Source organism: Escherichia sp. KTE114, from assembly GCF_000407765.1.
GTDB classification, from domain to species: Bacteria; Pseudomonadota; Gammaproteobacteria; order Enterobacterales; family Enterobacteriaceae; genus Escherichia; species Escherichia ruysiae.
The window spans coordinates 2,089,016-2,099,315 of the sequence record NZ_KE136626.1; the positions used below are offsets into that span (position 1 = coordinate 2,089,016).

The 10,300-nt window shown below is 51.2% G+C and carries 10 protein-coding genes; all 10 read left to right on the forward strand.

The window, feature by feature from the left end; genetic code table 11:
- Positions 1–96 precede the first annotated feature (96 nt).
- The 10 genes from ispU (at position 97) to rnhB (ending at position 10,280) form a co-directional block, all read left to right on the forward strand.
- On the forward strand, positions 97–855 hold the full coding sequence (gene ispU, locus WC5_RS11010) for a (2E,6E)-farnesyl-diphosphate-specific ditrans,polycis-undecaprenyl-diphosphate synthase (RefSeq protein WP_001517776.1): 759 nt from the start codon (positions 97–99) through the stop codon (positions 853–855).
- 12 nt (positions 856–867) lie between these two features.
- On the forward strand, positions 868–1,725 hold the full coding sequence (gene cdsA, locus WC5_RS11005; protein WP_000922433.1) for a phosphatidate cytidylyltransferase: 858 nt from the start codon (positions 868–870) through the stop codon (positions 1,723–1,725).
- 11 nt (positions 1,726–1,736) lie between these two features.
- Positions 1,737–3,089 (forward strand): sigma E protease regulator RseP, encoded by a 1,353-nt coding sequence (gene rseP, locus WC5_RS11000; RefSeq protein WP_000948223.1) that lies wholly within the window; start codon positions 1,737–1,739, stop codon positions 3,087–3,089.
- Between the two features lie 29 nt (positions 3,090–3,118).
- Positions 3,119–5,551, forward strand: a complete 2,433-nt coding sequence (bamA, locus tag WC5_RS10995) for an outer membrane protein assembly factor BamA (protein WP_001240898.1) — start codon at positions 3,119–3,121, stop codon at positions 5,549–5,551.
- 121 nt (positions 5,552–5,672) lie between these two features.
- The gene (skp, locus tag WC5_RS10990) at positions 5,673–6,158 is read left to right on the forward strand and encodes a molecular chaperone Skp (RefSeq protein WP_000758956.1); all 486 of its coding nucleotides are present in this window, start codon (positions 5,673–5,675) and stop codon (positions 6,156–6,158) included.
- A 3-nt stretch (positions 6,159–6,161) separates the two neighbouring features.
- Positions 6,162–7,187 (forward strand): UDP-3-O-(3-hydroxymyristoyl)glucosamine N-acyltransferase, encoded by a 1,026-nt coding sequence (lpxD, locus tag WC5_RS10985; protein WP_001139274.1) that lies wholly within the window; start codon positions 6,162–6,164, stop codon positions 7,185–7,187.
- A gap of 104 nt (positions 7,188–7,291) precedes the next feature.
- A complete protein-coding gene (gene fabZ / locus WC5_RS10980) occupies positions 7,292–7,747 on the forward strand; it encodes a 3-hydroxyacyl-ACP dehydratase FabZ (protein WP_000210739.1) in 456 nt (151 codons plus the stop codon).
- A gap of 3 nt (positions 7,748–7,750) precedes the next feature.
- Positions 7,751–8,539, forward strand: coding sequence for an acyl-ACP--UDP-N-acetylglucosamine O-acyltransferase (gene lpxA / locus WC5_RS10975; protein WP_000565966.1), 789 nt, complete (start codon positions 7,751–7,753; stop codon positions 8,537–8,539).
- Positions 8,539–9,687 (forward strand): lipid-A-disaccharide synthase, encoded by a 1,149-nt coding sequence (gene lpxB, locus WC5_RS10970; RefSeq protein WP_000840595.1) that lies wholly within the window; start codon positions 8,539–8,541, stop codon positions 9,685–9,687. The genes lpxA and lpxB overlap by 1 nt, the downstream gene beginning before the upstream one ends.
- Positions 9,684–10,280 (forward strand): ribonuclease HII, encoded by a 597-nt coding sequence (gene rnhB, locus WC5_RS10965; protein ID WP_000569437.1) that lies wholly within the window; start codon positions 9,684–9,686, stop codon positions 10,278–10,280. Before lpxB ends, rnhB begins: the two co-directional genes overlap by 4 nt.
- The last annotated feature ends 20 nt before the right edge of the window (positions 10,281–10,300 follow it).

Genomic DNA, 10,300 nt, shown 5'->3' on the forward strand with positions numbered 1-10,300 from the left:
AAGGTCAGGTATGCCGTGGTTTTACACGGCTTTTTTTTGTATAGGCTTCAGTATTCCTGAGTACCGTAAACCCTGTCAGGGAATAAGAAACGCGTGATGTTGTCTGCTACTCAACCACTTAGCGAAAAATTGCCAGTTCATGGCTGTCGCCATGTCGCGATCATTATGGATGGCAACGGGCGCTGGGCAAAAAAGCAAGGGAAGATTCGTGCCTTTGGGCATAAAGCCGGGGCTAAATCGGTCCGCCGGGCGGTCTCTTTTGCGGCCAACAACGGTATTGAGGCGTTAACGCTGTATGCCTTTAGTAGTGAAAACTGGAACCGACCAGCGCAGGAAGTCAGTGCGTTAATGGAACTGTTTGTGTGGGCGCTCGATAGCGAAGTAAAAAGCCTGCACCGACATAACGTGCGTCTGCGTATTATTGGCGATACCAGTCGTTTTAACTCGCGTTTGCAAGAACGTATTCGTAAATCTGAAGCGTTAACTGCCGGGAATACCGGTCTGACGTTGAATATTGCGGCGAACTACGGTGGACGTTGGGATATAGTCCAGGGCGTCAGGCAACTGGCTGAAAAGGTGCAGCAAGGAAACCTGCAACCGGATCAGATAGATGAAGAGATGCTAAACCAGCATGTCTGTATGCATGAACTGGCCCCTGTAGATTTAGTAATTAGGACTGGGGGGGAGCATCGCATTAGTAACTTTTTGCTTTGGCAAATTGCCTATGCCGAACTTTACTTTACAGATGTTCTCTGGCCCGATTTCGATGAACAAGACTTTGAAGGGGCACTAAATGCCTTTGCTAATCGAGAGCGTCGTTTCGGCGGCACCGAGCCCGGTGATGAAACAGCCTGATGGGGGTCGCTTTTGCTGAAGTATCGCCTGATATCTGCTTTTGTTTTAATACCTGTCGTCATCGCGGCGCTGTTCTTATTGCCGCCGGTGGGTTTCGCTATTGTTACGCTGGTAGTCTGTATGCTGGCAGCGTGGGAATGGGGACAGCTTAGCGGTTTTACCTCTCGCTCGCAGCGGGTATGGCTGGCGGTGCTGTGCGGGTTATTGTTGGCGCTGATGCTTTTTCTGTTGCCGGAATATCACCGAAATATCCATCAACCACTGGTTGAGGTCTCACTTTGGGCTTCGCTTGGCTGGTGGGTTGTCGCGTTATTGCTGGTGTTATTCTATCCCGGTTCCGCGACAATATGGCGTAAGTCCAAAACATTGCGCATTATCTTTGGCGTGCTAACTATTGTTCCCTTCTTTTGGGGCATGTTGGCGTTACGAGCCTGGCACTATGACGAGAATCATTACAGTGGCGCGATATGGCTGCTCTATGTCATGATCCTGGTCTGGGGCGCTGACTCTGGCGCATATATGTTTGGCAAATTGTTTGGCAAACATAAGCTGGCACCGAAGGTTTCTCCGGGTAAAACCTGGCAAGGCTTTATTGGCGGACTCGCGACCGCAGCGGTAATCTCATGGGGTTATGGCATGTGGGCGAATCTGGACGTTGCACCCGTCACCTTACTCATTTGCTCTATTGTCGCAGCGTTAGCCTCAGTGCTTGGCGATCTGACCGAGAGCATGTTTAAGCGTGAAGCAGGAATTAAGGACAGCGGTCATTTAATTCCAGGACATGGCGGTATTTTGGATCGTATTGATAGCCTGACGGCTGCTGTACCGGTCTTTGCTTGCCTGCTGTTGCTGGTATTCAGGACGCTTTAACGGAAGGTATTATGCTGAGTTTTCTCTGGGATTTGGCTTCGTTCATCGTTGCATTGGGTGTACTTATCACCGTGCATGAATTTGGTCATTTCTGGGTTGCCCGGCGTTGCGGTGTTCGCGTTGAGCGTTTCTCTATAGGTTTTGGTAAGGCGCTCTGGCGCCGAACTGATAAGCTAGGCACCGAATATGTCATCGCCCTGATCCCTTTGGGCGGTTATGTCAAAATGCTGGATGAGCGTGCTGAACCGGTTGCTCCGGAGCTTCGCCACCATGCCTTCAATAATAAATCTGTTGGCCAACGTGCGGCGATCATTGCCGCAGGTCCGGTTGCAAACTTCATTTTTGCTATCTTTGCTTACTGGCTGGTTTTTATCATTGGTGTGCCTGGCGTACGCCCGGTGGTTGGTGAAATATCAGCCAATTCGATAGCTGCACAAGCACAAATTGCACCAGGAACGGAACTAAAAGCCGTAGATGGTATCGAAACGCCTGATTGGGATGCCGTGCGTTTGCAGTTGGTCGATAAAATTGGTGATGAAAGCACCATCATTACCGTAGCACCATTTGGTAGCGACCAGCGGCGAGATGTAAAGCTCGATTTACGTCAGTGGGCGTTTGAGCCTGATAAAGAAGATCCAGTATCTTCTTTGGGGATTCGTCCCCGTGGGCCGCAAATTGAACCTGTAGTGGAAAATGTGCAGCCAAATTCGGCGGCAAACAAGGCGGGTTTGCAAGCAGGCGACAGGATCGTTAAAGTCGATGGTCAGCCATTAACGCAATGGGTGACCTTTGTGATGCTTGTCCGGGATAATCCGGGTAAATCCTTAGCGTTGGAAATCGAAAGGCAGGGGAGTCCCTTGTCTTTAACATTAGTCCCGGAGAGCAAACCGGGCAATGGTAAGGCGATTGGTTTTGTCGGCATTGAGCCGAAAGTCATTCCTTTGCCAGATGAGTATAAAGTTGTACGCCAGTATGGGCCGTTCAACGCCATCGTCGAAGCCACGGACAAAACGTGGCAGTTGATGAAGCTGACGGTCAGTATGCTGGGAAAATTGATCACCGGTGATGTGAAACTGAACAACCTCAGTGGGCCGATCTCTATCGCCAAGGGGGCTGGGATGACAGCGGAACTCGGGGTTGTTTATTATCTACCGTTTCTTGCGCTTATTAGCGTGAACTTAGGGATAATTAACCTGTTTCCGTTGCCCGTACTTGACGGGGGGCATCTGCTGTTCCTTGCGATCGAAAAGATCAAGGGCGGACCGGTATCCGAGCGGGTTCAAGACTTTTGTTATCGCATTGGCTCGATTCTGCTGGTGCTGTTAATGGGGCTTGCACTTTTCAATGATTTCTCTCGGTTATGAGAGTTAGTTAGGAAGAACGCATAATAACGATGGCGATGAAAAAGTTGCTCATAGCGTCGCTGCTGTTTAGCAGCGCCACCGTATACGGTGCTGAAGGGTTCGTAGTGAAAGATATTCATTTCGAAGGCCTTCAGCGTGTCGCCGTTGGTGCGGCCCTCCTCAGTATGCCGGTGCGCACAGGCGACACGGTTAATGATGAAGATATCAGTAATACCATTCGCGCTCTGTTTGCTACCGGCAACTTTGAGGATGTTCGTGTCCTTCGTGATGGTGATACCCTTCTGGTTCAGGTAAAAGAACGTCCGACCATTGCCAGCATCACTTTCTCCGGGAACAAATCGGTGAAAGATGACATGCTGAAGCAAAACCTCGAGGCTTCTGGCGTGCGTGTGGGCGAATCTCTTGATCGCACCACCATTGCTGATATCGAAAAAGGTCTGGAAGACTTCTACTACAGCGTCGGTAAATATAGCGCCAGCGTAAAAGCTGTCGTGACTCCACTGCCGCGTAACCGTGTTGACCTTAAACTGGTGTTCCAGGAAGGTGTGTCAGCAGAAATCCAACAAATCAATATTGTTGGTAACCATGCTTTCACCACCGACGAACTGATCTCTCATTTCCAGCTGCGTGACGAAGTGCCGTGGTGGAACGTGGTAGGCGATCGTAAATACCAGAAACAGAAACTGGCGGGCGACCTTGAAACCCTGCGCAGTTACTATCTGGATCGCGGTTATGCCCGTTTCAACATCGACTCGACCCAGGTCAGTCTGACGCCGGATAAAAAAGGTATCTACGTCACGGTGAACATCACCGAAGGCGATCAGTACAAGCTTTCTGGCGTTGAAGTGAGCGGTAACCTTGCCGGGCACTCCGCTGAAATTGAGCAGTTGACTAAGATCGAGCCGGGCGAGCTGTATAACGGCACCAAAGTGACCAAAATGGAAGATGACATTAAAAAGCTTCTCGGTCGCTATGGTTATGCCTATCCGCGCGTACAGTCGATGCCTGAAATTAACGATGCCGACAAGACCGTTAAATTACGTGTGAACGTTGATGCGGGTAACCGTTTCTATGTGCGTAAGATCCGTTTTGAAGGTAACGACACGTCGAAAGATGCTGTTCTGCGCCGTGAAATGCGCCAGATGGAAGGGGCATGGCTGGGTAGCGATCTGGTCGATCAGGGTAAAGAGCGTCTGAATCGTCTGGGCTTCTTTGAAACAGTCGACACTGACACTCAGCGTGTTCCGGGTAGCCCGGATCAGGTTGATGTGGTCTACAAGGTCAAAGAACGTAACACCGGTAGCTTCAACTTTGGTATTGGTTACGGTACTGAAAGTGGCGTGAGCTTCCAGGCTGGCGTGCAACAGGATAACTGGTTAGGTACGGGTTATGCTGTTGGTATCAACGGAACCAAAAACGATTACCAGACCTATGCTGAACTGTCGGTAACCAACCCGTACTTCACCGTAGATGGCGTAAGCCTCGGTGGCCGTCTCTTCTATAATGACTTCCAGGCAGATGACGCCGACCTGTCCGACTATACCAACAAGAGTTATGGTACAGACGTGACGTTGGGCTTCCCGATCAACGAATATAACTCGTTGCGTGCAGGTCTGGGTTATGTGCATAACTCCCTGTCCAACATGCAGCCGCAGGTTGCGATGTGGCGTTATCTGTACTCTATGGGTGAACATCCGAGCACCTCTGATCAGGATAACAGCTTCAAAACGGACGACTTCACGTTCAACTATGGTTGGACCTATAACAAACTTGACCGTGGGTACTTCCCGACAGATGGTTCACGTGTCAACCTGACCGGTAAAGTGACCATTCCGGGATCGGATAACGAATACTACAAAGTGACGTTAGACACGGCGACTTATGTACCGATCGATGACGATCACAAATGGGTTGTTCTGGGTCGTACTCGTTGGGGTTACGGTGATGGTTTAGGCGGCAAAGAGATGCCGTTCTACGAGAACTTCTATGCCGGTGGTTCCAGCACCGTGCGTGGCTTCCAGTCCAACACCATTGGTCCGAAAGCAGTTTACTTCCCGCATCAGGCCAGTAATTATGATCCGGACTACGATTACGAATGTGCGACTCAGGACGGAGCGAAAGACCTGTGTAAATCGGATGATGCTGTAGGTGGTAACGCCATGGCGGTTGCCAGCCTCGAACTCATCACCCCGACGCCATTCATTAGCGACAAGTATGCTAACTCGGTTCGTACTTCCTTCTTCTGGGATATGGGCACCGTTTGGGATACAAACTGGGATTCCAGCCAATATTCTGGATATCCGGACTATAGTGATCCAAGCAATATCCGTATGTCTGCGGGTATCGCATTACAATGGATGTCCCCATTGGGGCCGTTGGTGTTCTCCTACGCCCAGCCGTTCAAAAAGTACGATGGAGACAAGGCAGAACAGTTCCAGTTTAACATCGGTAAAACCTGGTAAGTGTTCTCCACAAAGGAATGTAGTGGTAGTGTAGCGATGACTTTAGGCGATCAATATAAGATCGCCGGGCCACGCAAAGAACTGCACCCTCCGGTGCAAATGGGATGGTAAGGAGTTTATTGTGAAAAAGTGGTTATTAGCTGCAGGTCTCGGTTTAGCACTGGCAACTTCTGCTCAGGCGGCTGACAAAATTGCAATCGTCAATATGGGCAGCCTGTTCCAGCAGGTAGCACAGAAAACTGGTGTTTCTAACACGCTGGAAAATGAGTTCAAAGGCCGTGCCAGCGAACTGCAGCGTATGGAAACCGATCTGCAAGCTAAAATGAAAAAGCTGCAGTCTATGAAAGCCGGTAGCGATCGTACTAAGCTGGAAAAAGACGTGATGGCTCAGCGCCAGACTTTTGCTCAGAAAGCGCAGGCTTTTGAGCAGGATCGCGCACGTCGTTCCAACGAAGAACGCGGCAAACTGGTTACTCGTATCCAGACTGCTGTGAAATCCGTTGCCAACAGCCAGGATATCGATCTGGTTGTTGATGCAAACGCCGTTGCTTACAACAGCAGCGATGTAAAAGACATCACTGCCGACGTACTGAAACAGGTTAAATAAGTAATGCCTTCAATTCGACTGGCTGATTTAGCGCAGCAGTTGGATGCAGAACTACACGGTGATGGCGATATCGTCATCACCGGCGTTGCGTCCATGCAATCTGCACAAACAGGTCACATCACGTTCATGGTTAACCCAAAATACCGTGAGCATTTAGGCTTGTGCCAGGCGTCTGCGGTTGTCATGACCCAGGACGATCTTCCTTTCGCGAAAAGTGCCGCGCTGGTAGTGAAGAATCCCTACCTGACTTACGCGCGCATGGCGCAAATTTTAGATACCACGCCGCAGCCCGCGCAGGACATTGCACCCAGTGCAGTGATCGACGCGACGGCGAAGCTGGGTAACAACGTTTCGATTGGCGCGAACGCGGTGATTGAGTCCGGTGTTGAGCTGGGCGATAACGTGATTATTGGTGCCGGTTGCTTCGTTGGTAAAAACAGCAAAATCGGCGCAGGTTCGCGCCTTTGGGCGAACGTAACCATTTACCATGAGATCCAGATCGGTCAGAATTGCCTGATCCAATCCGGAACGGTGGTAGGTGCGGACGGTTTTGGCTATGCCAACGATCGGGGTAACTGGGTGAAGATCCCTCAGATTGGTCGCGTGATTATTGGCGATCGCGTGGAGATCGGTGCCTGTACTACTATCGATCGTGGTGCTCTGGATGACACCATTATCGGTAATGGCGTGATCATTGATAACCAGTGCCAGATTGCACATAACGTTGTGATTGGCGACAATACGGCGGTTGCCGGTGGCGTCATTATGGCGGGCAGCCTGAAAATTGGTCGTTACTGCATGATCGGCGGTGCCAGCGTAATCAACGGGCATATGGAAATATGCGATAAAGTGACGGTTACGGGCATGGGTATGGTGATGCGTCCTATCACTGAACCTGGCGTCTATTCCTCAGGCATTCCGCTGCAACCCAACAAAGTCTGGCGCAAAACCGCTGCACTGGTGATGAACATTGATGATATGAGCAAGCGTCTGAAATCGCTTGAGCGCAAGGTTAATCAACAAGACTAACGTTCCATCTTTTGTTCGCCAAACTTTACGGCCTGTCTCATTCTTACGATTGCGGCAGGCCGTGTTATTATTGTCGTTTCTTATATTTTGACAGGAAGAGTATCTTGACTACTAACACTCATACTCTGCAGATTGAAGAGATTTTAGAACTTCTGCCACACCGTTTCCCGTTCTTACTGGTGGATCGCGTGCTGGATTTTGAAGAAGGTCGTTTTCTGCGCGCAGTAAAAAATGTCTCTGTCAATGAGCCATTCTTCCAGGGCCATTTCCCTGGAAAACCGATTTTCCCGGGTGTGCTGATTCTGGAAGCAATGGCACAGGCAACAGGTATTCTGGCGTTTAAAAGCGTAGGAAAACTGGAACCGGGTGAGCTGTACTACTTCGCCGGTATTGACGAAGCGCGCTTTAAGCGCCCGGTCGTGCCAGGCGATCAAATGATCATGGAAGTCACTTTCGAAAAAACGCGCCGTGGCCTGACCCGTTTTAAAGGGGTTGCTCTGGTCGACGGTAAAGTAGTTTGCGAAGCAACGATGATGTGTGCTCGTAGCCGGGAGGCCTGATACGTGATTGATAAATCCGCCTTTGTGCATCCAACCGCCATTGTGGAAGAGGGCGCGTCGATTGGCGCCAATGCTCACATTGGTCCTTTTTGTATCGTTGGACCCCATGTCGAAATTGGTGAGGGTACCGTACTGAAATCTCACGTTGTCGTGAATGGCCATACTAAAATTGGTCGCGACAATGAGATTTATCAGTTCGCCTCCATCGGCGAAGTTAACCAGGATCTGAAATATGCTGGCGAACCGACCCGTGTGGAAATCGGCGATCGTAACCGCATTCGCGAAAGCGTCACCATTCATCGTGGCACAGTCCAGGGCGGTGGATTGACGAAGGTGGGCAGCGACAACTTACTGATGATCAATGCTCACATTGCGCACGATTGTACGGTAGGTAACCGCTGTATTCTCGCCAACAACGCAACGCTGGCGGGGCACGTATCGGTAGATGACTTCGCGATCATCGGCGGCATGACCGCAGTCCATCAGTTCTGCATCATTGGTGCGCACGTGATGGTTGGCGGTTGCTCCGGTGTGGCGCAGGACGTCCCTCCTTATGTTATTGCGCAGGGTAACCACGCAACGCCGTTCGGTGTCAATATCGAAGGGCTGAAGCGTCGCGGTTTTAGCCGTGAGGCGATTACCGCTATCCGCAATGCGTATAAGCTGATTTATCGCAGCGGAAAAACGCTCGATGAAGTGAAACCGGAAATTGCTGAACTGGCGGAAACTTATCCGGAAGTGAAAGCGTTTACCGATTTCTTTGCACGCTCAACGCGCGGTCTGATTCGTTAATGGCTGAACAGCGTCCATTAACGATTGCCCTGGTCGCCGGAGAAACCTCCGGCGATATTCTGGGGGCCGGTTTAATCCGCGCTCTGAAAGAACGTGTGCCCAACGCCCGTTTTGTTGGTGTTGCCGGGCCACGGATGCAGGCTGAAGGCTGCGAAGCCTGGTACGAAATGGAAGAGCTGGCGGTGATGGGCATTGTTGAAGTGCTCGGTCGTTTGCGTCGCTTACTGCATATTCGAGCCGATCTGACGAAACGTTTTGGTGAGCTAAAGCCAGATGTTTTTGTCGGCATTGATGCGCCTGACTTCAATATTACCCTCGAAGGTAACCTCAAAAAGCAGGGTATCAAAACCATTCATTACGTCAGTCCGTCCGTGTGGGCGTGGCGACAGAAACGCGTTTTCAAAATAGGCAGAGCCACCGATCTGGTGCTCGCATTTCTGCCTTTCGAAAAAGCGTTTTATGACAAATACAACGTGCCGTGCCGTTTTATCGGTCACACCATGGCTGATGCCATGCCGTTAGATCCAGATAAAAACGCCGCCCGTGATGTGTTGGGTATCCCTCACGATGCCCACTGCCTGGCGTTGCTGCCTGGCAGTCGTGGCGCGGAAGTTGAGATGCTTAGTGCCGATTTCCTGAAAACGGCCCAGCTTTTGCGCCAGACATATCCCGATCTTGAGATTGTGGTGCCGCTGGTGAATGCCAAACGCCGCGAGCAGTTTGAACGCATCAAAGCTGAAGTTGCGCCAGACCTTGCTGTTCATCTCTTAGATGGATTGGGGCGTGAGGCGATGGTGGCAAGCGATGCGGCGTTACTGGCGTCGGGCACGGCGGCACTCGAGTGTATGCTGGCGAAATGCCCGATGGTGGTGGGGTATCGCATGAAGCCTTTCACCTTCTGGCTGGCGAAGCGACTGGTGAAAACTGATTATGTCTCTCTACCCAATTTGCTGGCTGGCAGAGAGTTAGTCAAAGAGTTATTGCAGGAAGAGTGTGAGCCGCAAAAACTGGCTGCGGCGCTGTTACCGCTGTTGGCGGATGGTAAAACCAGCCACGCAATGCACGACACCTTCCGCGAACTGCATCAGCAGATCCGCTGCAATGCCGATGAGCAGGCGGCACAAGCCGTTCTGGAGTTAGCACAATGATCGAATTTGTTTATCCGCACACGCAGCTTGTTGCGGGTGTGGATGAAGTCGGGCGCGGGCCGTTGGTTGGCGCGGTTGTCACCGCTGCCGTGATCCTCGACCCGGCGCGTCCGATTGTCGGGCTAAATGATTCCAAAAAGCTGAGCGAAAAACGCCGTCTGGCGTTGTATGAAGAGATTAAAGAGAAAGCGTTAAGCTGGAGTCTGGGTCGCGCGGAACCCCATGAAATCGACGAACTGAATATTCTACACGCGACCATGCTGGCGATGCAGCGTGCGGTTGCGGGGCTGCATATTGCGCCGGAATATGTGTTGATTGATGGTAACCGCTGTCCGAAATTACCGATGCCGTCGATGGCTGTAGTTAAAGGCGACAGCCGCGTGCCGGAAATCAGTGCCGCGTCTATTCTGGCGAAAGTCACGCGCGACGCTGAAATGGCGGCGCTGGACATCGTTTATCCACAATATGGTTTTGCCCAACACAAAGGGTATCCAACAGCTTTTCATCTTGAAAAACTGGCTGAACACGGCGCGACCGAACACCATCGGCGCAGCTTTGGCCCTGTCAAACGCGCACTGGGACTTGCGTCCTGATTCTTGTGTCGAGATTAAGT